22 protein-coding genes are annotated in these 21020 nt (G+C 70.9%); 10 read left to right on the forward strand and 12 right to left on the reverse strand.

Translation table 11 applies throughout. The annotated features are described in order from the left end of the window. The 4 genes from ABFX51_RS00325 to ABFX51_RS00340 all read left to right on the forward strand — a co-directional run. On the forward strand, positions 1–2172 hold a 2172-nt coding region (locus tag ABFX51_RS00325; RefSeq protein WP_346051295.1), incomplete at its 5' end, for a polymorphic toxin-type HINT domain-containing protein. 13 nt (positions 2173–2185) lie between these two features. Then, a complete protein-coding gene (locus ABFX51_RS00330) occupies positions 2186–2434 on the forward strand; it encodes a hypothetical protein (RefSeq protein ID WP_091512408.1) in 249 nt (82 codons plus the stop codon). A gap of 121 nt (positions 2435–2555) precedes the next feature. Further along, entirely contained in the window at positions 2556–3359 is an 804-nt protein-coding gene (locus ABFX51_RS00335) for a DUF7878 domain-containing protein (protein ID WP_091512410.1), read from the forward strand. Positions 3360–3392: 33 nt separating this feature from the next. Continuing rightward, positions 3393–5417 (forward strand): AbfB domain-containing protein, encoded by a 2025-nt coding sequence (locus ABFX51_RS00340; protein WP_245783246.1) that lies wholly within the window; start codon positions 3393–3395, stop codon positions 5415–5417. A 23-nt stretch (positions 5418–5440) separates the two neighbouring features. Here ABFX51_RS00340 and ABFX51_RS00345 read toward each other — a convergent pair whose 3' ends face one another. Beyond that, positions 5441–6640, reverse strand: coding sequence for an FAD-dependent oxidoreductase (locus ABFX51_RS00345; protein ID WP_091512412.1), 1200 nt, complete (start codon positions 6638–6640; stop codon positions 5441–5443). 80 nt (positions 6641–6720) lie between these two features. Between ABFX51_RS00345 and ABFX51_RS00350 the strand changes: the two genes are divergently transcribed. After that, positions 6721–7302 (forward strand): TetR/AcrR family transcriptional regulator, encoded by a 582-nt coding sequence (locus ABFX51_RS00350; RefSeq protein ID WP_091512415.1) that lies wholly within the window; start codon positions 6721–6723, stop codon positions 7300–7302. A 277-nt stretch (positions 7303–7579) separates the two neighbouring features. Then, entirely contained in the window at positions 7580–8863 is a 1284-nt protein-coding gene (locus ABFX51_RS00355) for an acyl-CoA dehydrogenase family protein (RefSeq protein WP_346051298.1), read from the forward strand. Here the strand turns inward: ABFX51_RS00355 and ABFX51_RS00360 are convergent. The 11 genes from ABFX51_RS00360 to ABFX51_RS00410 form a co-directional block, all read right to left on the reverse strand. Continuing rightward, positions 8808–9380: a GAF domain-containing protein gene (locus tag ABFX51_RS00360; RefSeq protein WP_091512420.1), complete on the reverse strand. Its 573-nt coding sequence runs from the start codon at positions 9378–9380 to the stop codon at positions 8808–8810. The genes ABFX51_RS00355 and ABFX51_RS00360 overlap by 56 nt on opposite strands. Continuing rightward, entirely contained in the window at positions 9377–10003 is a 627-nt protein-coding gene (locus tag ABFX51_RS00365) for a GTP-binding protein (RefSeq protein WP_091512422.1), read from the reverse strand. Before ABFX51_RS00365 ends, ABFX51_RS00360 begins: the two co-directional genes overlap by 4 nt. Continuing rightward, on the reverse strand, positions 9984–10346 hold the full coding sequence (locus ABFX51_RS00370) for a DUF742 domain-containing protein (RefSeq protein WP_245783247.1): 363 nt from the start codon (positions 10344–10346) through the stop codon (positions 9984–9986). Before ABFX51_RS00370 ends, ABFX51_RS00365 begins: the two co-directional genes overlap by 20 nt. 3 nt (positions 10347–10349) lie before the next feature. Next, entirely contained in the window at positions 10350–10757 is a 408-nt protein-coding gene (locus ABFX51_RS00375) for a roadblock/LC7 domain-containing protein (RefSeq protein ID WP_091512425.1), read from the reverse strand. Then, entirely contained in the window at positions 10742–12211 is a 1470-nt protein-coding gene (locus ABFX51_RS00380) for a sensor histidine kinase (protein ID WP_346051301.1), read from the reverse strand. Before ABFX51_RS00380 ends, ABFX51_RS00375 begins: the two co-directional genes overlap by 16 nt. 484 nt (positions 12212–12695) lie before the next feature. Further along, complete coding sequence (locus ABFX51_RS00385; RefSeq protein WP_346051303.1) at positions 12696–13295, reverse strand: flavodoxin family protein; 600 nt, start codon at positions 13293–13295, stop codon at positions 12696–12698. Between the two features lies 1 nt (position 13296). After that, positions 13297–14016 (reverse strand): hypothetical protein, encoded by a 720-nt coding sequence (locus tag ABFX51_RS00390; RefSeq protein ID WP_346051305.1) that lies wholly within the window; start codon positions 14014–14016, stop codon positions 13297–13299. 18 nt (positions 14017–14034) lie between these two features. Then, positions 14035–14871 carry an alpha/beta fold hydrolase gene (locus ABFX51_RS00395; RefSeq protein ID WP_346051307.1) on the reverse strand — a complete coding sequence of 279 codons (837 nt, stop codon included), beginning with the start codon at positions 14869–14871 and terminating at the stop codon, positions 14035–14037. Positions 14872–14942: 71 nt separating this feature from the next. After that, complete coding sequence (locus ABFX51_RS00400) at positions 14943–15512, reverse strand: TetR/AcrR family transcriptional regulator (protein ID WP_346051309.1); 570 nt, start codon at positions 15510–15512, stop codon at positions 14943–14945. 4 nt (positions 15513–15516) lie between these two features. Next, positions 15517–16386, reverse strand: a complete 870-nt coding sequence (locus ABFX51_RS00405) for an aldo/keto reductase (protein WP_346051311.1) — start codon at positions 16384–16386, stop codon at positions 15517–15519. Next, positions 16383–17339, reverse strand: coding sequence for an SLAC1 family transporter (locus tag ABFX51_RS00410; protein ID WP_091512445.1), 957 nt, complete (start codon positions 17337–17339; stop codon positions 16383–16385). The genes ABFX51_RS00405 and ABFX51_RS00410 overlap by 4 nt, the downstream gene beginning before the upstream one ends. Positions 17340–17417: 78 nt before the next feature. Here ABFX51_RS00410 and ABFX51_RS00415 point away from each other — a divergent pair, with 78 nt between their 5' ends. From ABFX51_RS00415 to ABFX51_RS00430, 4 genes are all read left to right on the forward strand, one after another. After that, positions 17418–17897 carry a GNAT family N-acetyltransferase gene (locus ABFX51_RS00415; protein ID WP_346051313.1) on the forward strand — a complete coding sequence of 160 codons (480 nt, stop codon included), beginning with the start codon at positions 17418–17420 and terminating at the stop codon, positions 17895–17897. A gap of 74 nt (positions 17898–17971) precedes the next feature. Further along, positions 17972–18991: an iron-siderophore ABC transporter substrate-binding protein gene (locus ABFX51_RS00420; protein ID WP_346051315.1), complete on the forward strand. Its 1020-nt coding sequence runs from the start codon at positions 17972–17974 to the stop codon at positions 18989–18991. A 4-nt stretch (positions 18992–18995) separates the two neighbouring features. Continuing rightward, positions 18996–19985, forward strand: a complete 990-nt coding sequence (locus ABFX51_RS00425) for a FecCD family ABC transporter permease (protein WP_346051317.1) — start codon at positions 18996–18998, stop codon at positions 19983–19985. Beyond that, positions 19982–21001, forward strand: coding sequence for a FecCD family ABC transporter permease (locus ABFX51_RS00430; protein ID WP_346051319.1), 1020 nt, complete (start codon positions 19982–19984; stop codon positions 20999–21001). Before ABFX51_RS00425 ends, ABFX51_RS00430 begins: the two co-directional genes overlap by 4 nt. Positions 21002–21020: the final 19 nt, after the last annotated feature.

Consider the following 21020-nt stretch of genomic DNA (forward strand, 5'->3'; position numbering starts at 1 on the left):
CGCGCGAACGCCGCCGCGAACCAGGCCGAAGCCGAAGCACGCGCCGCGCACGCCGCACGGTTGCGTGCGGACTCGGCGGCGTCGGACGCGACTTTCGAAGAGGCGCGTGCGGCGGAAGCGGCACGCAACGCGGTGTCGCTGGCGGAACAGGCGGCTTCGGAGGCGGTGCAGGCGGTTCGCTCCGCCGAGCGGACGCGTGCGGAGGCTGACGCGGCCGCAGCGGAGTCGGTGTCGGCGGCGACGCAGGCGGGGCTCGCGGTACAGGCGTCGGTGGCGGCGCGGGCTTCGTCCCAGGCGATCACGGACCCCGCGAACACCGCGATCACGGTCGTGGCGCCCTTCAGCGGCAGCGATCTCGGTGCGGATTTCGTGCTGCTGGTGGCGAACCAGGCGAAGGCCGTCGGTGCGGAGCAGGCGGCTGCCGCGGCGCGTGCCGCCGACGAGGCGACGGAAGCTGCCCGGCTCGCGCAGGAAGCCGCGGACCGCGCGGCGGGTGAGGTCAAACCGGCGTACGACGCGGCCGCGGCGGCGTCGCGTTCGTCGGCGGCCGCGTCACGCTCGGCGTCGGAGGCACAGCAGGCGTCGGCCGACGCGGCGGTCGACGGAGCGGCGGCCCGCGCCGCGGCTTCCCGTGCGGCGCAAGCGGATGCGCAGGCCCACGACGACGCGGTGAAGGCCCGCGCGGCGGCGAACGCGGCGAGCAACGACGCGGCGATCGCGGGCCGGGCGGCGTCAGCGGCGGAACGCGACGCGGCGGCGGCTCGTGCGGCGGCGTCGGCAGCGGAGTCGGACGCGGCCGCGGCGCGCGACGCGGCAGGCCGGGCGGAAGCGGACGCCACAGCGGCGGAAACGGCCGCGACGGAAGCCCAAACCCACGCCGACGCGACGGCGGAAGCGGCGCGGAACGCCATGCAGGCGGCCATCGACGCCGGACACGCCGCGGACCGGGCGGAACAGGCGGAGCGGGACCGGCAGGCGGCGGAGCGGGCGGCGCAGGCCGCGCAGGCGGGGGACGACGTCCCGGACATGACGGCGGAGGAGGAACAACTCCTCTACCAGATGGGCGGACCCGACCTCGTCGAGCAGAACCGCGAAGCGCTGGAGCAGGCCAAGAAGGGGATCATCGACTACCTCATCGAGAACGGTGGCCAGGTGCTCCTGGACATCATCGGTGTCACCGACGCGAAGAAGTGCTTCAGTGAAGGCGATGTCGCGGCTTGCCTGTGGACCGTCGTCAACGTCGGCTCGCTCCTCCTGTTGCTCGCGAAGCTGCCTGCGGTGGCGTCCGCCATCACGAAGGTCGTGGCGGGGCTGACGAAATTCCTGGAAGCCAGCGCGGCCGGCCGGGAGATCCTCGAACTCGGCCGCAGGATCATGGGCGAGGCGAAGGTCGTCTGCGGGGTCGGCAACAGCTTCACCGGCGACACCCCGGTGCTGCTGGCCGATGGCACGCACCGGGCCATAGCCGAGGTCGAGGCGGGCGACGAGGTCCTCGCCACCGATCCCGAGACCGGCCGCACCGAGCGGCACCAGGTGCTCCAGCAGATCGTGGGGGAGGGGCAGAAGACCCTCGTCGACGTCACCGTGGACCTGGACGGACCGGACGGTGACCGCGAGGGCACGGTCACCGCCACCGACGGCCACCCGTTCTGGGTGGACGACCAGGGCCGCTGGCTGCCCGCGATCATGCTGGCCCCCGGCGACCACCTGCGTGCGTCCGACGGGCACCCGGTCGAGGTGCTGGGCACTCAGGTGCACGGTGAGCCCCGGCGGGTCTACAACCTGTCGGTCGAGGGTATTCACACCTACTACGTGACCGCGGGAACGGCCGACGTTCTCGTCCACAACACCGCGCCCTGTCCCCGGTTCTCGGTCGACTCCAACGGCGAGATCGTCGATTTCATGTCGCCGTCCGGAAAGCTCAGCCTGCCTTCGAACCTCGAAGGCGGGACCGCGCAGGAAATCGGTGCGAAGATCTGGGGGCACGGCACGAAGATGGCGCAGGAACTCGTCGGAACGCGTACGCCGGAACAGCTGCGTGCGCTGTGCTCCAAACGGGACGCCGAAAGGCTGATGGATTTCTACGAGAACGCGCACATCAACATTCCTTCGAATCCGACTGCTCCGATCCGCGTACAGTTGGCCAAGGAGATCATCGACGCGTGGAGCTAGGAGAAATTCCGAGATGGTGCAAGACGGGATCAGGGTTCGTTTCCGGGTGGCGGGTGACGCCGGCGGGCAGGTGTGCTTCGAGCCCACGGGAATGTGCTACGACCTGGCCGACGGTGAACACGTATCAGCGCTGCTCGACGAAGCGCAGGTGCGGGCGCTCGAAGTCACGTACTGGGCCGGGGGGATTTCGGTGTGGGTGCGCGGGAACTTCACGACCTTCGACCAGAACGGGAACGAGCTGCACCAGTTGTGGGGCGGCTGAACAGTGGGAGGGGGCGGTGGACGGTGGGCACTTCACACGGCACGCACCCGCGAGCGCTGACCGAGGTGTACCGGGAAGACCTGTCTCACCTCCCGGCCACGGCCGCTCCGGGAAGGTCTACATGAGACTGGAGTATTCCGCGCTGGGTGCGCCGGATCTGCGGGGCCGGACAGAGGCGGAGGTGTTCGTGCACGTCGAGGCCGATCTTGTCGTCTCGGACGGGGGTGAGGAGATCTGCACCGAGGGCGCGTTTCCGGTGGTCGAACTCGCCGCTGCCTTGCGGGAGTGGCAGGCGCAGGACGAGCGGCGGGACTTCGAATTCCCGTCGCTGTCGCTCGACGGCCGGTGGGAGGTGCGGATCGTCCGGGTGAGCGGCGGTTGGCAGGTGGTCGCCGAGGCGGTGCGAGGTGCGGTGCGTCCGCTGGCCGAGATCGACGCGGCGGTCGACGAATTCGTCGAAACCCTGCGGGCGGACTGCACACGGCAGTTCGGGTCCTGGATCGACCAGTACTTCCCGCCCGGCGCGACCCCGATGCGGGTCAGCGGGATCGTCGAGCCCAGGGATCCCGTGGTGAGCGGAGACCCCACGACACCGTTTTCGGTCGCGTGGCCACGCGTCGGAGCCGCGGGGATGGGACTGGATGTATATCGGGAAAACCAGGTACACGATCGGGTGCACGCGGGAAGGGAAGCCAATCTCTCGTTGACCCGGGTCCTCGCCGAAGCGCAGCCGGCAGACTTGCTTCACGGCGTCGACTACCACGGCGACACGATGTTCAACGTCGGGCAACTGAGGAAGATCGACCAGGAGTTCGATGCGATTCTCGCGCGGCGTCCGGAACTTGCGTCCGACGTTGCCGCGCTGCGGACGCTTTTCGAACTGGTGGTGCGAGATCGGGGATACCTGTGGATCGCCGGTGATTGATCGACGTTCGACCGAAAAACGAAAAGAGGAGAAATGAGAAGAAGACCTGGGGTGCTCCTCGTCACCGCGACGTGTGTCGCCCTGATGGGTGGCCTCGCCGCCGTGCCGGCGCAAGCAGCGCCGGTCAGCACGGACACAGCCGTCTCCGCGCAGGCCACCGCACCTGAGTCCACTTTGGAGGACAAGGTGCGGGCCGCCGCGGCGCTCGGCATCCTCGCCGGGGACGACCTCCTCGTCCTCAGCGACCGCAACTTCGTCATCGCGCTGTGGCGGCAGGCCACGGGTGCCGAAGTGCGCGCCTCGGCGGAACTCGCGTTCGCCGGGAGCGACTTCGAGTGCACGCAGTGGATCAAGACCGGCATCCACGAGGCCAAAAAACGGGACGACATCAACGAAATCCGGGACGCCGAGATCGCCAGGCAGGCGCGTGAGCTGAAGCAGCACGCCGCCGCCACCATCGGCATCGTCGCCGAGCCCGAGCTGCTCGTGCAGAGCTACCGCGACTTCATCTACGCGCTCTGGCAGCGCGCCACCGGCCCCAAGGTCAAGGCCGCCGCCCTCACCGCGTTCGGGCAGGACGAGGCCGCGCAGAAGGAGTTCCTCCTCAACGGCATCGTCACCGCCAACGCGCAGGACCAGCAGGACCGCATCGACGCCGACCAGCAGGCCACCGAGGCGGAGAAGGCCCGCCTCGCCGCCCGCAACGCCAAGGCCAACGCCGCCGCCGTGCTCGGCATCGTCGCAACCGAGAACCTCCTCGTGCTCTCCGACGACAACTTCGTGCGCGAGATCTGGAACCGCGCCACGCCCGGCACCGAGGTGGCCGTCGCCGCCGAGCGCGCCATCCGCAGTAGCAACCCGGCCGACTGGAAGGCGTTCATCGACACCGGCATCTACGACGCCAACCGCCGAGACATCGCCATCGCGCTCGAAAAGAAGGCCGCCGCCGACCGCAAACGCCTGCAGGAGCTGCGCACGAAGGCCGCCAACAGCAAGGTCCACCCCACGCTCGTCGCCGCCGCGGACATCGCGCTGGCCGGTGACGTCGACGCCGTCGACCGCTTCCTGCGCATCGGCCAGTACGAGGACGCCGTGCTCCGCCAGTCGCTGCAGGCCGACACGCTCGGGTCGCGTGGTGGCTACGTCCGCAGCAACCCGGAACAGCAGAGCTACATCGACTTCGGCAGGCCCGACCCGCAGCCCGGTGACGGCGTCAACGCCACCTGGAAGGTCGTGCCGGGCCTGGCCGATCCCGACTGCCACTCCTTCGAGTCCGTGCTCACGCCTGGCTCCTACCTGCGGCAGCTGGACCTGAAGGTGTACACGGCGGCCAGTGACGGCAGCGACCGGTTCCGCACCGACGCGACGTGGTGCAGCCGGACGGGCCTCGACGCGAACGGTGTCAAGCTCGAATCGAAGGGCGCGCCCGGCCGCTACCTGCGTCACTACAACGGTCTGCTCTGGGCCGCCGACAGCAGTGGCGCCCACAACTTCGACTCCCCGAACCAGTTCGAGGTCGACGCCTTCTGGCGGATCCACGGCGAGAACCCGGCCACGTCGGCCATCCAGCGCCGGTGGCTGAACGACGACGCGATCCGCGCGAGGGTGGGCAACCCGGTCGCCGAGGAGAAGATCGACGGCGCCCTGCGGTACCGCGACTACCCGAACGCCCGCCTGACCTGGTCCGCGCCCACCGGGGTGAAGGAGATGGAGGGCAACATCCTCGCGAAGTACGTGGCGATGGACTCCATGCACAGCCCGGTTTACGGGGCTCCCACCACCGACGAGACCGGCACCCCGGACGGTGTCGGCCGCTACAACCACTTCGCCGGTGGCGGTTCGATCTACTGGACGGCGCAGACCGGCGCACACCTCATCTACGGGGGGATCAAGAGCCGCTGGGCGGCGCTGGACTGGGAACGGTCCTACCTCGGCTACCCGACCTCGGACGAGATGCCGGCGCCGACCGGCCGGTGCAGCCAGTTCCAGCACGGTTCCATCACCTGGAACTCCACGACCGGCGCGGTGACCGACTCCCGCAACGCCTGCGCGAAGTAGCAGACCGGACCCGGGCGGCGGAACTACCCGCGGGCGGCCTCTTCGGCCCGCCGGCGCCGGTACTCCGCCGCCCGGGCTTCGTAGTTCCGGTGCTCCTCCTCGTGGTCCGGCGGTTCGCCGGGCGCGTCCGAGAAGAACTCCACCAGTGCCGCGTTCGCCGCGACCGCCAGTTCGCCGGAACGCTCGAACATGGCCTCCTCGTACGCGGGCACCGCCTCGTCCACTGAGGACGATCGAGCGAGTGCGTGAGCCAGCTCCGCGCCGTCCAGCAACGCCAGGTTCGCGCCGTGGCCGCCGAACGGGGCCATCAAGTGGGCCGCGTCGCCGAGCAGCGTGACGCCGGGGACGTGCTCCCACGTCAGCGGGGCGGGCAGCGCCCAGAACGACCGCGGCACGTAGTCCCCGTCGTTTTCCGCGACGAACTGCCGCATTTCGGGCACCCAGCCGCCGAACTCGCCCAGGAGGTAGGACCGCACGGCCTCGCGGTCGGACAGGTCCACGCCGGCCTTCTCGTGCCAGTCGAGCTCCGCGCGGAACGCCAGGTACCCCCGCACGACCCCGTTGCTGTTGCGCTGCAGGATCAACGCCCGCCCCGCGCTGTCGTTGGCGACCATGTGCCCGTCACCCACGATCGCGGCGATCTCGGGGTGGCGGGTGTCCACATCGTCGTACCGGGCGTCGAGGAAACACACGCCCAGGTACCCCGGCACGGCGTCGGTCACCAGCGGCCGGACCTTCGACCAGGCGCCGTCCGCGCCCACGACCAGATCCGCCTCGGCGGTCGCACCGTTCGCGAACTCCAGCCGGTGCCGTCCGCTCCCGAGCGGCACGACCGACGTCAGCCGGTGCCCCCAGCGGACCGTTCCCGGGCGGACGTGCTCGTACAGCATCTTCCGCAGCTGGCCGCGGTCGATCTCGGGCGCTGCCGTGTCCCCCTCGGCGGGGGTGAACTCCTTCTGCACCCGGCCGTACTGGTCGCGGCCGGTCTTGGCCTGCCCCTCCGGCCGGGCCAGCGCCAGGAAGGCGTCCACCAGCCCGGCGTCCTCCAGCGCGATCTGGCCGGAGTCGGCGTGCAGGTCCAGCGTCCCGCCGGGATCCCGCGAGTCCACGGCGCTGTCCGCGTCGTAGACGACCGGGTCGAAGCCGTGCCCCTGCAGGACGCGGGCACACATCAGGCCGGCGGGGCCGCCGCCGACGATCGCGATCTCAGGTGTGTTCGTCATGTCCCCAGAAAAGCAGACTCGTTGAAAAAGTGCAACCGTTCAACTTAATGACTCGATCACCCTTCGGTTAGGATGACGGTATGTCCGAACCGCCCGGCCGTCGCGAACGCAAGAAGGCCGCCACCCGCAAGGCCCTCGCCGACGCCGCGCTGCGGCTGTTCCTCGAGCGCGGCTACGACGACGTGGGCATCCGTGAGATCGCCGACGCGGCCGACGTGTCCACCACGACGTTGTTCAAGCACTTCCCCGGCAAGGAGGCGCTCGTCTTCGACCGCGAGGACGAGGTGAAGGCCGGGCTCGTCGCGGCGGTGCGGGAGCGGCCCGCCGGGCAGTCCATCCCCGAGGCGCTGCGCGAGCACGTCCTGCGCGCCCGCCTGTCGCCGGGGGTGAAGGGCGACCCGCGGTTCAGCCGGTTCCAGGAACTCATCGAGCGCACCCCCGCCCTGCGCGAGTACGCCCGGCGCATGTGGATGCGGCAGGAGGCCGACCTCGCTGCGGTGATCGCGGAGGAGACCGGCGCGCCCGCGGACGACCCGAAGTGCCGCGCGCTGGCCCACTTCGCGCTGGCCACACGCGATCTCGGGTACGACACCGGCGATCCCCGTGCCGCCGTCACCGAGGCTTTCGCACTGCTCGAACACGGCTGGCGGGGGGAGCGGTAAGGTTCCCACCCGACTCCGGGAGGTAGTGAAAGTGGCATTCGCCCGGCTGGACTGTGGTGAAGGCCACCGTCAGGCGGACCTGGCTGATCCGAATGGTGCGACGCCGCGACCTGCGGATTCCGGATCTCCGGTTACGCGGCGTGGAACGGGTGATCATTTCGGGTCACCAGGTAGGCGGTACCGGCGCGCAGGTGGGTGTGTCACGGTGGTGCATGGTCAACGAACCGTAGAGCGGCGTCCCGATGGGGGGCAGCGACAGGTCTTTTGGGAGTAACGCTTGGACTGCGCACCCCACACCGATCGGTACTTCACGTCCGCGGCTCACGAGGAGTTGCGTGAGCAGGTCCGGCAGTTCGCCGAAACCCAGGTGAGGCCCCGGATCCCCGAGCTCGAGGCGTCCCGCTCCGTCCACATCGGACTATCCAGGCTGATCGCCCGGCAGGGCTGGATCGGGGTGACGATCGGGCCGGAGTACGGCGGCATGGGTCTGGGCCACCTCGCCAAGACCATCGTCATCGAGGAGCTGGCACGCGTCAGCGGCGCGATGGGCGCGATGGTGCAGGCGTCCCAGCTGGGCGTGGCGAAGATCCTGCACTTCGGCGACGAGGCGCAGAAACGGCAGTGGCTGCCCGCCATCGCCGCCGGGCAGTGCCTGCCGACGATCGCGGTCACGGAACCGGAGTCGGGCGGCCACGTGCTCGGCATGTCGGCGAGCGCGCGGCGCGAAGGCGACGAGTACGTGCTCAACGGGCGCAAGGTGTTCGTGGGCAACAGCCACGTCGGCGACCTGCACGGCGTCGTCGTCCGCACGGGAGAGGGCTCACACGGGCTTTCCGCGTTCCTCGTCGAGGCGACGCGGCCGGGGTTCTCGCTCGGCCCGCAGCAGGAAACCATGGGGCTGCACGGGTTCAGCTTCGGCGAGCTCATCTTCGAAGACTGCCGGGTGCCGGTGGAGAACCGCCTCGGCGCCGAGGGCGACGGGCTGGCCGTGGCCTACTCCTCCAGCATCCTCTACGGCAGGCCGAACCTGACCGCGGTGTCGCTCGGCATCCACCAGGCGATCGTGGAAGCGACCGTGCGGTTCGCGCGGGAGCACCAGCGGTACGACAAACCGCTGTCCGCGCTGCCGACCGTGCAGCAGAAGCTGGGGCAGATGCAGTCGCAGCTGATGACGGCGCGGGTCCTCGCCTACCACGCGGCCGACATGCTCGACCGCGGACTGCCGTGCGACACGGAACTGATGAACGCCAAGCTCGTCAACGTCGAGTCCTCTTTGGACTCCGCGCGGCTGGCGATGGAGATCCACGCCGCGCACGGGTTGTCCGTCGACCGGCAGATCGAGCGGTACGTGCGCGACGCGCACCACATCTACGCTCCCGCCGGCACGTCGGACGTGCAGCGGTTGCGGCTGGCCGAAGTGGCCCTCGGCACGAGCAAGGGACAGTGGTCCCAGCGGCTGGCGGCCGCGCTCGGCGAGGGCAACTCCGCCCGCGAGCGGCGGCTGTTCAGCGCTGCGGCCGCCGATTCAGCTGTTCCACCAGTTCGTTCGCCAGCCCCTTGATGGTGTTGAGGCCGGCGCGGCCCCACGACCGCGGCTGGGTGTCGATCACGCAGATCGTGCCCAGCGCGGTGCCGGTGCGGTCGATCAGCGGCGCGCCCAGGTAGGTGCGGATGCCGAGCTTGTCGATCACCGGGTTGCCGACGAACCGCGGGTAGTCGCACACGTCGTCGAGCACGAGTGCCTTGCGGCGCACCACGACGTGCGGGCAGAACCCGTGGTCCAGTCCCATCGTGCGGCTCACGCCCGCGTGCTCGGACGCCTGCGCGGCCTGCAGCGCCGCACCGCGCTGGGTGCTCGACGGCGTGAACAGGCCGGCGAAGTACTGCTCGCGGTCGTTGATGAAGTTGACCATCGCGAACGGGGCGCCGGTGATCTGCGCGAGCTTCGCGGCGAAGGCGTCGAAGTCGGGGTCCGGCTCGGTGCCGATGCCCAGCGCGCGCAGCCGTTCCATCCGCGCCTGGACCTCCGGGTCGCGCGGGGCGGCGAGCAGGCGGTCCTCGATGTTGTCCAGGTTCATGGGGTGCTCCGGATCCAGTGGGCGTCGGTCGCGGGGGAAGCGGCGACCGGGGGTGGGGAGGTGAGGCCGGCGATGTGCTCGACGAGGTCGATCAGCACGTCGCTCGCCGACCGCCCGATCCGCGCGTCGCAGCGGACGAGCGGCACGTGCGGCTTGAGGTCGAGCGCGGTGCGCAGCTGCGCGTCGGGGTAGCGGTACGCGCCGTCGAACTCGTTGATGGCGACGAGGAACGGGATGCCCCGCCGCTCGAAGAACTCGATCGGCGCGAAGCAGTCGTCCAGCCGCCGCGTGTCGGCGAGCACGACGGCCCCGAGCGCGCCGTGGGACAGCTCGTCCCACATGAACCAGAACCGGTCCTGGCCCGGGGTGCCGAACAGGTAGAGGACGATGTCGTGCTCGGGGAACGTGATGCGCCCGAAGTCGAGCGCGACGGTGGTGGTGGTCTTGTGCTCGACCCCGGCGAGGCTGTCGGTGCCGACGCTCGCGGCGGTCAGCGTCTCCTCGGTGGTGAGCGGCTCGATCTCGCTGACCGAGCCGACGAACGTCGTCTTGCCCACCCCGAACCCGCCGGCGACGAGGATCTTGAACTGGGCGGGATAGGACTCAGAGCTTCCGAAGTCCATCAAGTAGTTTCCTCAGCATCGCAGGGTTCGATGAGTCGACAAGGTGGGGTTCGCGGGCCACCGCGGCACCGGCCGCGATGAGGTCGGCCAGCAGGATCTTGGTGACCGCGATGGGCTGGCTCAGCAGCGCGGCGATCTCGACCACCGAGGTGGGGCGGCGGCACAGCCGCAGCGCCTGCGCGTGCTCGCGCTGCAGCCCCTCGGGCGAGATCCCGCCCGTCGCGGAGACCCGGGACATCAGGTCCAGCTGGATGCTGGGCTTGGTCCGGCCTCCGGTGACCGTGTACGGGCGCTCCCAGAACCCCATGTCGGCGTCGTCGGGGAAGTCGTTGCCGTCCAGCACGCCTTACCAGTTCCCTTGCTGCGCCACGGGCTGGCGGGCGGGGGTCGAGAGGTGGCTGGGGATCTGGGTGCCGAGCCTGCCCATCTCGTAGCTGAGGCTGTTGGCGTTGACGTCCCGGCCCGCCAGCACGGCGAGCACGCTGCCGGCGCCCGCCGCGGTGACGAACAGGATCACCTCGCCCAGCTCCGTGACGACCTGCCGCACGCCGTCGTCCCCGTCGCCGAAGCGCGTGCCCACCTGCTTGGCCAGCGAGCACATGCCGCTGGCGAGCGCGGCCAGCTGGTCCGCGTCGTCACGGGCGAGCCCGTGCCAGTTCTTCGCGATGCCGTCGGCGGACAGCAGTACCGCGCTGCGTGCACTCGGGACCTTCTCGACGAGCCGGCTGAGCAGCCAGTTCAGGTCGTCGGCCATGCGGTGGAGCCTCCTTGTTCGCTGTCTGACTGGGACGGGGCGGGATCGGGTTCCTGGCTGCGCTCAAGGCCCAGCCGGGCGGCACCGATGAGGTTCGGGTTGTGGCCGGGAACCACCGTGGGGCGGACCGGCGCTTCCCGCAGTTCCGGCCGCAGGTGGCTCGCCGTCGCGCGGCGCTGGGGCAGCGGCGGCAGCTGGTCCGGCGAGTCGGACTCGGCCGCGCCCTGGTAGCGCAGCGGCTCCGGCTCAGGGGCCTGCCACTGCGTCGCTTCGGGCTCCGGGGTCTGCCACTGCGTCGCTTCCGGTTCCGGCGTCTGCTGCTGCCACGGCGGGGGTTCCGGGGCGGACACGGGCTGCTGCCGGGGCGTGGGCGACGGGAGGAACGAGGAACCGGGGTCGCGCACGGGGAGGTGCCCCTCGGCGGGCGCTTCGTGCCGTCCCGCGAGCACCGGCACGGGCGCGCCGATCCCGGGCCGGGACTGCTCGACGGCGGGCACGGGAGCGGGCAGGGCCGCGGTCTCCCAGTTCTCCTCGGCCTCTTCGGTGCGCTGTTCGCTGAGCAGCTCGTGCGGCAGCACCACGGCGGCGTCGATCCCGCCGAAGATGTTGTCCTCGAGCCGCACCCGGATGCCGTGCCGGCGTGCCAGCTCCTTCACCACGCCGAGGCCGATGCGGCCGTCCTGCAGCAGTTCGGCGAGGTCGAGGTCGGCGGACCCGTCCAGCAGCTGGTTGATGCGTTCCTGGTCCGCGCGGGGCATGCCCAGCCCGCGGTCCTGGACGACGACCGCCAGCCCGGCGGTGACGCGGTGGGCGCGCAGCACGACCTTGGGCGCGTCGGGCGCGGTCCACGTGGTCGCGTTCTCCAGCAGCTCGGCGAGCAGGTGGATCACCTCGGCGACGACGTGCCCGTGCACCTGGACGTGCTCGATGGGCATGATCGTCACCTGCTTGTAGTGCTCGATCTCGGCTACTGCCGAGCGAAGCACAGCGTACGCGTCGACGGGCGTCTTGGAGCGGCGCTGCAGCGCGCCGCCGCCGAGGACGGCGAGGTTCTCCGCCTGGCGCCGCATGCGGGTGATCAGGTGGTCGATCTCGTAGAGGCCCTTGAGCTGCTCCGGGTCCTCGATCGAGCGTTCCTGGTCGTCGACCGCCGAGATGGCGCGGTTGATCAGGCCCTGCAGGCGCTGGGCGAGCTTGCCGAAGACGTCGCGGCGCTGACCGGGTTCGGTGCCGAAGACGGCAACGGGTTCCGGGGGCAGCGACTGCGGCGGGGGTTGCTGGTAGGCGGGTGGCGGGGGAGGGGCTGCCTTCACCCGGAGCGCCGTGACCAGTACGGCCAGCCCGGCCACGACGACGACGGCGACGCAGAGCGCGATCGCCCAGCCGGGCTGGACGGCGGCGATCGCGACGCCGGTGCCCCCGGCCAGCGCGAGCACGACGCTGACGGCCACCACGGGCCACAGCACGCCGCGGGCGGGCGCCGGGGCGCTTCGGGTGAGGTGAGGCCCGCCAGGTACAGGATGATCAGACATCAGGTCCTTCCCATACGTGGGGACGGCAAGGTGCAGACGACAAGATCGTGAAGATGGGCCACCCGGAGCCTTGACACCGGTTGGTGATCTTGGCGCAGGGATGCTACCGCAGACGTCATCCTTCATCGCCCCAAGAGGGGAGAACCTCACCCTCGATAACGGCTACTGGCCAGTTGTCACCCGTTCTGCCTAACGGCTTGATCGCGACATGAGAGACGCCGGAAGTAAGCGCTTTCTCAGCGTTACCCCCGGCGTCGCGGCGCGTAGTGGGAAGCGCTACCCGGCGGGGAAGACCGCCAGTGCCTCGTCCACCTCCTCGGCCTCGACTCAGGTCACCTGGGCCGTGCGCGGGCGAACCACCTGCCGCCCGCGGCCACGCCCGGTGGCCCCGTCCCCAACCCCACCCTCACCTCGTAGAACCAGCCAACACCCCACGCCCAGCCACGACCACCCGAGCCTGCCCGGCAACCCGCCTCCCGAGATGCTCCGCGGTCGCCACATCCGAAGCGTGCACGTCCTCCGCAGGCGAATCGTTGTGGGTCTGGGCGGCCGCGCCGGTCCAGAAGCCGAGGCGGTTGAGGTCGTGCTCGCTGCTGGTGGTGAAGTTCCAGCCCGGCATGAGGCCGAGGCTGACCCAGATCATCTGGTGCTGGTAGGCGAACGCGGACAGGAACGCGAGCGTGTTGGACTTGTCGCCGCTCTTGGAACCGGAGTTGGTGAACCCGGCGGCGAGCTTGTCCTGCCAGCGGCCTTCGAGGTAGCGCTTGCTCGTCTGCTCGGCGAAGGTGTGGAAGCCCGCCGACGCGCCGCCCATGTACGTGGGCGCGCCGAACACGATCGCGTCCGCGGCGTCCAAGGTGGACCAGTCCGCGTCGGTGAGCGAGTCGACGGCGAGCAGGTGCGCTTCCGCGCCACCGCTCGTGATGCCCCGGACGACAGCCTCGGCCAGTACCCGGGTGTGGCCGAAGCCGGAGTGGTAGGCGACGGCGATGCTCGTGGTGGTCATGTCAGTGGACCTCGATGTCTTCCAGGTGGACGGAGACGATGAGTGGCTCCGGCACCTTCGCGCCGTGCTCGTCGCGGCTGTAGATCAAGCGTTCGGAGGGGATCACGAGCCCGGACACCTCGCGGTGGCCGGAGATGTAGTGGGCGCTGGGCGCGCTGCCCGCCACGTCGACGTTGTAGTCGCGGCGGCGGAGCAGGCCGTCGGAGTCCACGTACAGCGTCTGTTCCGGGCTGTGTGTGGCCAGGTCCGCCGGGTAGCGGACCCGCAGGCGGCGGAACTTCTCGCCGTCCTCGGTCCACGGGTCGATCTCCTCGGTGTCCACCCCGGGGAAGGTCAGCGAAACCGGCTCGGTGAGGTAGGTCCACATGGCGTAGCCGGTGAAGTAGGCCAGCTGCAGCCGGTTCCACGGCGTGCTCAGCTCGTGCCCGGCGAACGACTCGCGCGGGTTCCGCAGCTCCTCCACGACCTCACCCCCGGTCGTTTCGATGGCGACGCGCTCCGGGGTGAAGGAAGTGCGGTGCCCCTCCTCGGAAAACGGTTCGTGCGAGGTGAACTCGCGGTGCAGGTCCACCGTCACGGTCACGTCGTTCGCGGCGCCGGGGTGGCCCTTCAGGCCCCACAGCACGCCTCCGGAGAACTGGCGGGCGGAGATGCGGCGCGCCTCCTGCCAGCGGGCCAGGCCGCCGTGCGCTTCGAGGATCGTCGTCAACAGGTCGGTCATCGGGGGTCCTTCCGGGTCTCAGGCGAGGAAATCGGTCACGTCCGCGGCCACTTCGGCCGGGTACTGGAACAGGAACGCGTGCGCGGAGTCGGGGTAGACGCGGATGCGCGCGTCCGGGATGAGGCCGGTCATGAGGTGACTGACCTTCGTCGGGATCATGAGGTCGTCGTCGCCCTGCAGGACCAGCGTCGGGCTCTTGATCCCGGTGAGCCGCTGGAGCGCGCCGTGGTCCGGCACGCCCCACTCCAGCACGGCGTCGTACTGCGCGTCGCGCACGGCCAGGCTGGTCGGCGCGTCGCGGCCCTCCTGCCGCCGCAGGAAGCGGCCGAGGAACTCCACGCCCTTCGCCTGGCTGGTTTCCGTGTGGGCGAAGAAGATGTAAAGCAGGTCCTCGCCGCTGGACTCGTCGGTGCGTGCGTGGTCGGCGATGTCCTGGCGCCAGCCGTGCATCCCCGGCGCGCCCTTCGGCCCGGTGCCCGCGAGCACCAGCCGTCGCACCAGGTGCGGCCGGGTGAGTGCGATGTCCTGCGCGACGAACCCGCCGAGTGAGAAGCCCACTATGTCCACTTCGGACAGACCCAGCGCCTCGGTGAACGCGATGATCTGGCGTGCGGTCTCGGCGACGGTGTGGGCGGGGCGGCCGGTCGAAGCGCCGACACCGGCGTAGTCGACGAGGATGACCTCCCGGTGCGCGGCGAGCGCGTCCGTCAGCGCGGGGTCCCAGTTGTCGAGGTTGCCGCGGAAGTGCTGCAGCATCAGCAGAGGCGTGCCGCCGGGGACGCCGAAGCGGCGGTAGGCGTAGGTGACGCCGTCGGCCTCGGCGAAGCGCGTCTCGGCGGTCTGGTGGGTGGTCATGGTGCTCCAATCAATGTGACCGGTCATCTTGATACGGGTAAAAGAGTGCCCGATGGGGCGGGCGGGGGAGTTCAGGGGCGCAGGGCCTCGAACGCGATGTCGAGCTGGTCGGCGACGACCGACTGGTCGGAAACGGTCTTCGCGCGCAAGGTGGCGCCCTCGAAGGAATCGATCAGGAACGTCGCGAGCGTTTTCGCCGAGCGGGACTTGGTGATCTCGCCGGACTCCTGACCCTCCGCGATGATCTCCGCGACCGCGTCCGTCCAGGCGTCCAGCGTCTCTCGGACCGCCTCCTGCACCTGGTCGCCCGCGGTGGTGCTGTCGTTGGCGAAGGTGCCGAGCAGGCAACCGAACTCCACGCCGGTGCCGCGTGTGCGGTCCGCCTGTGTGGCGAAGTGCCTGCGCAGGCGCTCGAGGGCCGGACCCTCCTCGCGCAGCATCGAGAAGTCCGTGCTCCGCGCGTACCGGCGGACGATCTCGGCCGCCAGCGCCTGCTTGCTCTCGAAGTGGTTGTAGAAGGAGCCCTTGGGCACCCCGGCGGCCTTCGTGATGTCCTGCACGCTCGCGCCGTTGAAACCCTGGCGGCGGAACACGTCCTCGGCGTGCTCGACCAGCTTGTTCTTCACGCTCACCTGCGGCATGGGTTCAATATGACCGATCGTCTTGGATGTTGTCAAGTAATGCGAACTCCGCCGCGCCCAAGCGCAGCCCGGCGGCGGCCACGTTCTCTTCGAGGTGCGCGACGCTCGACGTGCCGGGGATCGGCAGCATCGTGGGGGAGCGCCGCAGCAGCCACGCCAGCGCGAGCTGCGAAGGGCTCGCACCGGTGCGGGCGGCCAGCGCGCCCAGTGGTCCCGAAGGCGTCGTCAGGCCGCCCGTCGCGAGCGGGAACCACGGGATGAAGCCGATCCTGCGCTCGGCGGTGTAGGTGACCAGGTCGTCCGACCCGCGCTCGGCGAGGTTGTACAGGTTCTGCACGGTCGCGATCGGCACGATGCGCTCGGCCTCGCGCAGCTGCGCGACGCTGACCTCGCTCAGGCCGACGTACCGGATCTTGCCGGCGTCCCGCAGTTCCCGGAGCGTGCCGACCTGGTCCGCCAGCGGGACCCGCGGATCGACGCGGTGCAGCTGGTAGAGGTCTATGTGGTCAAGGCGGAGCCGCCGCAGGCTGCCGTCGAGGGCATCACGCAGGTGCTCCGGCCGCCCGTCGGTGAGCCAGTCGCCACGCCGGTTGCGGACGAACCCGCCTTTCGTGGCGATGACCAGGTCTTCGCGGTAGGGGTGCAGGGCTTCGGCGATCAGGGTTTCGGCGACGCCGGGCCCGTAGGCGTCGGCGGTGTCGATCAGCGTGACGCCGAGCTCGACGGCCCGGCGCAGGACCGCGCGGGCGGTTGCGGCGTCGCGGGACGGGCCGTAGGCGCCGGGGCCCGTGAGCTGCATCGAACCGAAACCGAGCCGGGCGACGGGCAGGTCGCCGCCGATGCGGAAGGTGCCGGCCGCGGTCGCGGAATTCATGAGAGCCTCCAGGAAACGGGCAGGTGGAAGTGGGGGTGGAGCAGGCCGAGCGAGCGGATCGCGATCGAGCCGACGAGGCCGGTGCCGGCCGCGAGCACGAGCCACGCGAGCGTGGTGTGCGGGGCCGACGGGGTGAGCGTCAGCAGCCGGATGCCGTAGGTGGCGCTGGCCGCCGCGGTGAACGTGAAGGCCCAGAAGCCGATCGCGAACGGCAGCCGCGCGTAGCGGCGGAGCAGGAACAGGTGCGGCAGCAGCAGGACCACCATCGTGCCGAGCAGGACGTCGTGCACGACGCCCGCGTGCGGCCCGTCGATCGCCCACCACGCGTTGCCCGCGACGGCCGGCGGGGCCGAGAAGATCGCGAGCGTCGGCAGCAGCGGGGCGGGCAGCTCGGGTCCGGTCGCGAACCGGGCCAGCAGGACGGCGCCGATGAGCAGCCAGAACAGGATGCCCGCGGCGAACACCACGAGCGCCACGTGCCGCTGCCCGATCGTCGCGAGCGACTGCGCGGACAACAGCGAGGCCGCGACCGTGGGGAGGAGGTAGCCGCCGTGGAGTGTCCCGAGTGGACGCTGCACGGTCAGCAGTCCGGCGACGAACCAGGCGCCGAACGCCGTGCTCACCGCGAACAGCAGCCAGACCAGCACGGCGCCGGTGGTGGGCAGGAACGTCGCGAGGTGCGCCGCGAGCAGTGAGCCGGTGGCCGGGGCGAGCGCGGCGAACGGCCCGAGCGCGGGGTGCCGGAGATCTTCGGCCACGTCGCGCGGGTGGGAGATCCCGGTCGCGTACCGGGCGAGGAGCGTGAACCACGCGACGGCCGCGACGAGCCAGAGGAGTTCGCCGATGGCGTGCGGAGCGCCGAGCGCGGCGGCCGCGGTCGTCCACGTGCCGGCGAGGCCGGAGAGCCCGAACGCGATCCCGAGTGTGTTGAGCGGAAGCCGGGACTGAGTCATGAGGAGAACAATATGACCGGTCGTCTTAAGTCGTCAATCCCGCCGGAGGTGACGCTGCCCACCGCCTACGCTCGGACCATGGAGATCCGCCTGGTGCGCGAGGACGAGCTGGAGGTCCTGCGGGAGGTCGAGCGGGCGGCGGGGGAGAGCTTCCGGACCGTCGGCATGCCCGAAATCGCCGACGACGAGCCACTGCCGGTCGAGGTGCTCGACGCCTACAGGCGCGCGGGCCGCGCCTGGGTGGCCGGTGATCATCCGGCCGCCTACCTGCTCGCCGACCTCGTCGACGGCTGTGTCCACATCGAACAGGTCTCGGTCCGGCCGGAGTACGCCCGGCGCGGCATCGGGCGGGCGCTGATCGACCACGCCGCCGCGGGAGCTGCCGTCACGCTGACGACCTTCGCCGACGTACCGTGGAACGCGCCGTACTACCGCCGCTGCGGTTTCCGCGTCCTCGCCGACGGCGAGCTGACGCCGGGCCTGCGGGCGATCCGCGAGCGCGAGGCCGCGCACGGCCTGGACCGCTGGCCCCGGGTGGCGATGCGCCGCGACGTGTGACCATGCTCATCTGGACGCCGCCTGCCCTGGTTGAATTAGGTTAGGCAAAGCTTAATCAGCAGGGAGGATCCGTCATGTTCGCTGGTCGGCCGCGGAAACGCGGTGCGTTGCTCGTCTGTCTGCTGGGGGCGCTGCTCGCGCTCGCCGGGTGCGGCTCGGGCGGCGGGAACCAGGACACCGTGACGACCTCCGGCCCGGCCGCCGCCGGAGCCGCGTTCCCCGTGACGATCCCGACCGCGTTCGGCGACGTGACCGTGCCCAGCCAGCCCAAGCGCGTCGTCGCGCTCGGCTGGGGCGACGCGGAGGTGGCGCTGACCCTCGGCGTGCAGCCGGTCGGCGCCTCGGACTGGCTCGCGATCGGTGGCGACGGCGTGCCGTCGTGGGTGCCGCAGGACAAGCGCTACACCACGCCGCCCACCCAGCTCGGCACGCTGGAGGTGGACCTCGAGAAGATCGCCGCGCTCAACCCCGACCTCATCCTCGACACGCGTGCCAGCGGTGACAAGGACCGCTACGACAAGCTCTCCGGGCTCGGCGTGCCGGTCGTGAGCATCCCCAAGGGCGCCGAGTCGTACCAGACCTCGTGGCAGGACCAGCTCGACATCATCGGCAAGGCGCTCGGCAGGACCGCGGAGGCGGCGAAGGTGCGGAGTGACCTCGAAGCCAAGTTCCAGCAGGCGGCCGCGGCGCACCCCGAGTTCGCCGGGAAGACCGCGGTGGCCGGTGCCAAATCCGGCGCCGGGTACGGCGCGTACGTCAACGGCGATGGCCGCGTGGAGTTCCTGAAGAAGCTGGGCTTCGTGCAGTCGCCGAAGGTGCAGGCGCTGGCGGGCAACGGGTTCTCGGTCAGCGTGTCCGCGGAGCGCATGGACCTGCTCGACGCGGACGTGACCGTGATGGCGGCGATCGGCGTGGCGCCCGAGGACATCTCGAACGACCCGCTGTTCCAGGCGGTGCCCTCGGTGAAGGCCGGGCACGCGGTGGTGCTTTCGGACAAGACGATCTCGCTGGCCTTCGCCAGCGCGACCCCGCTCGGCCTGTCCTACGCGATCGACCAGGTCGTGCCGCAGCTGGCGCGGGCACTGGCACGCTGAGGGTGTGAAAGGGACAGGACTCGCCCTGCTCACGGTGGCGCTGGCGGTGGTGGCCGCCGCCGGCATCGCCGTGGGCACCAAGTGGATCCCGCCATCGGTGGTGCTCGACGCGCTGCTCCACCACGACGCCGGCGACCCGGACCACCTCATCGTGACGCAGGTGCGCGTGCCGAGGACGCTCATCGGGCTGCTCGCCGGGATCGCGCTCGGCGCGGGCGGGGCGATCCTGCAGGGGCTCACCCGCAACCCGCTCGCGGACCCCGCGATCTTCGGGATCAGCCCGGGCGCGTCGCTGTTCGTCGTGCTGGGCATCAGCGTGTTCGGCGTGCGGTCGATGGCGGGGTACGTGTGGTTCGCGTTCCTCGGCGCGGCGGTGGCGGCGGTCATCGTGTACGGCATCGGCACGCTCGGGCGCGACGGCGCGACCCCGCTGAAGATCGTGCTCGCCGGAGCGGCGTGCACCGCCGCGTTCGGTTCGGTGACGACCGGTCTCCTCGTCACCGACAACTCCACCTACGAGCAGTTCCGGTTCTGGCAGGTGGGTTCGCTCGCGGGCCGCGATCTGGACGTCGCGTGGCAGGGGCTGCCGTTCCTCGCCGCCGGGCTGGTGCTCGCGGTGGCGTGCGCGCGGCTCCTCAATGGACTGTCCATGGGGGACGACGTCGCCAGCTCGCTCGGGCTCAACGTGCCGCTGAGCCGGGTGTTGTGCGTGCTCGCCGTCGTGGTGCTGTGCGGGACGGCGACCGCGATGGCGGGACCGATCGCGTTCGTGGGGCTCGTCGTACCGCATTTCGCCCGGCTGATCACCGGGCCGGACCACCGCTGGCTGCTGCCGTACTCGGCGGTGCTGGCCGCCCTGCTCGTGCTCGTCGCCGACATCCTCGGACGGGTCATCGCGCGGCCCGGCGAGGTCCAGGTCGGGATCATCACCGCGGTGCTCGGCGCCCCGGTGCTCGTGGTGCTGGTGCGGCGCCGGAAGTGGGTGTCGGTGTGAGCGCGGTGCTCGCGGTGCGCCGCCGCCTGGCACGGCGGACGGTGGTGATGTGCGCGGGGCTCGCGGTCGCGCTGGCCGCCGTGTTCGTGCTGTCACTGTCCATTGGGGACTACCGGCTCTCGCCGTCGCAGGTGGTGGGGGCGCTGACGGGCAACGGCACCGTCGCCACGCACTACGTCGTCGTGCGCCTGCGGCTGCCGCGGGCGCTGCTCGCGGTGCTGGTGGGGATGGCGTTCGGCCTGTCCGGCGCGGTGTTCCAGCGGCTGCTGCGCAACTCGCTGGCCAGCCCGGACATCATCGGCGTCACCGCCGGGTCCAGCGCGGTCGCGGTGATGGGGATCGTCGTGTTCGGCGCGTCCGGGTTCGCCCTGTCGGGCGCTTCGCTGGTGGGCGGGCTGGTGACCGCGGTGCTGATCTACGTGCTGGCGTGGCGGCGCGGGTTCGCCGGGCAGCGGCTCGTGGTGGTCGGCATCGGGATCGCGGCGGTGCTGGCGAGCGTCATGTCGTACTTCCTGACGCGGGCGGACTACCGGCTGGCGTCGCTGGCGCTGATCTGGCTGACGGGCAGCCTCAACGGCGCGGACTGGTCCGACGTCCGCGCGATCGCGGCGTTCCTCGTCGTGCTGGTGCCGCTCGTGCTGGTGGCAGGGCGGAAGCTGCCGGTGCTGCAGCTCGGCGACGAGGTCGCGACCGGCCTCGGCGCGCGCGTGGAACGGGACCGCCTCGCGTTGCTGGCGGTCGGGGTGGGGCTGGCCGCGGTGGCGACCGCCTCGGCGGGACCGGTGACGTTCGCGGCGTTCCTGTCGGGTGCGATCGCCTTCCAGCTGCTGCGCACCGGGCGGCCGAGCCTGGTCGCGGCGGCGCTGACCGGGGCGTTGTTGTTGCTGGTCGCGGACTTCGCGGCGCAGCACCTCGTCGGCGGCACGCAGCTGCCGGTCGGGGTGGTCACCGGCGCGGTCGGCGCGCCGTACCTGCTGTACCTGCTGGCGACGGCGAACCGGGGCACGCGGGGATGACCGGCTGACCGCGTGCGGG

It is taken from the genome of Amycolatopsis dongchuanensis (genome assembly GCF_039542405.1).
Taxonomy (GTDB): Bacteria; Actinomycetota; Actinomycetes; order Mycobacteriales; family Pseudonocardiaceae; genus Amycolatopsis_E; species Amycolatopsis_E sacchari.

Bases quoted from the DNA above. Each gene is read 5' to 3' on its own strand.
- ABFX51_RS00330 (WP_091512408.1), top strand. From the start codon at position 2,186: ATGGTGCAAGACGGGATCAGGGTTCGTTTCCGGGTGGCGGGTGACGCC.
- ABFX51_RS00335 (WP_091512410.1), top strand. From the start codon at position 2,556: ATGAGACTGGAGTATTCCGCGCTGGGTGCGCCGGATCTGCGGGGCCGG.
- ABFX51_RS00340 (WP_245783246.1), top strand. From the start codon at position 3,393: ATGAGAAGAAGACCTGGGGTGCTCCTCGTCACCGCGACGTGTGTCGCC.
- ABFX51_RS00345 (WP_091512412.1), bottom strand. From the start codon at position 6,640: ATGACGAACACACCTGAGATCGCGATCGTCGGCGGCGGCCCCGCCGGC.
- ABFX51_RS00350 (WP_091512415.1), top strand. From the start codon at position 6,721: ATGTCCGAACCGCCCGGCCGTCGCGAACGCAAGAAGGCCGCCACCCGC.
- ABFX51_RS00360 (WP_091512420.1), bottom strand. From the start codon at position 9,380: ATGAACCTGGACAACATCGAGGACCGCCTGCTCGCCGCCCCGCGCGAC.
- ABFX51_RS00365 (WP_091512422.1), bottom strand. From the start codon at position 10,003: ATGGACTTCGGAAGCTCTGAGTCCTATCCCGCCCAGTTCAAGATCCTC.
- ABFX51_RS00375 (WP_091512425.1), bottom strand. From the start codon at position 10,757: ATGGCCGACGACCTGAACTGGCTGCTCAGCCGGCTCGTCGAGAAGGTC.
- ABFX51_RS00385 (WP_346051303.1), bottom strand. From the start codon at position 13,295: ATGACCACCACGAGCATCGCCGTCGCCTACCACTCCGGCTTCGGCCAC.
- ABFX51_RS00390 (WP_346051305.1), bottom strand. From the start codon at position 14,016: ATGACCGACCTGTTGACGACGATCCTCGAAGCGCACGGCGGCCTGGCC.
- ABFX51_RS00395 (WP_346051307.1), bottom strand. From the start codon at position 14,871: ATGACCACCCACCAGACCGCCGAGACGCGCTTCGCCGAGGCCGACGGC.
- ABFX51_RS00400 (WP_346051309.1), bottom strand. From the start codon at position 15,512: ATGCCGCAGGTGAGCGTGAAGAACAAGCTGGTCGAGCACGCCGAGGAC.
- ABFX51_RS00405 (WP_346051311.1), bottom strand. From the start codon at position 16,386: ATGAATTCCGCGACCGCGGCCGGCACCTTCCGCATCGGCGGCGACCTG.
- ABFX51_RS00410 (WP_091512445.1), bottom strand. From the start codon at position 17,339: ATGACTCAGTCCCGGCTTCCGCTCAACACACTCGGGATCGCGTTCGGG.
- ABFX51_RS00415 (WP_346051313.1), top strand. From the start codon at position 17,418: ATGGAGATCCGCCTGGTGCGCGAGGACGAGCTGGAGGTCCTGCGGGAG.
- ABFX51_RS00420 (WP_346051315.1), top strand. From the start codon at position 17,972: ATGTTCGCTGGTCGGCCGCGGAAACGCGGTGCGTTGCTCGTCTGTCTG.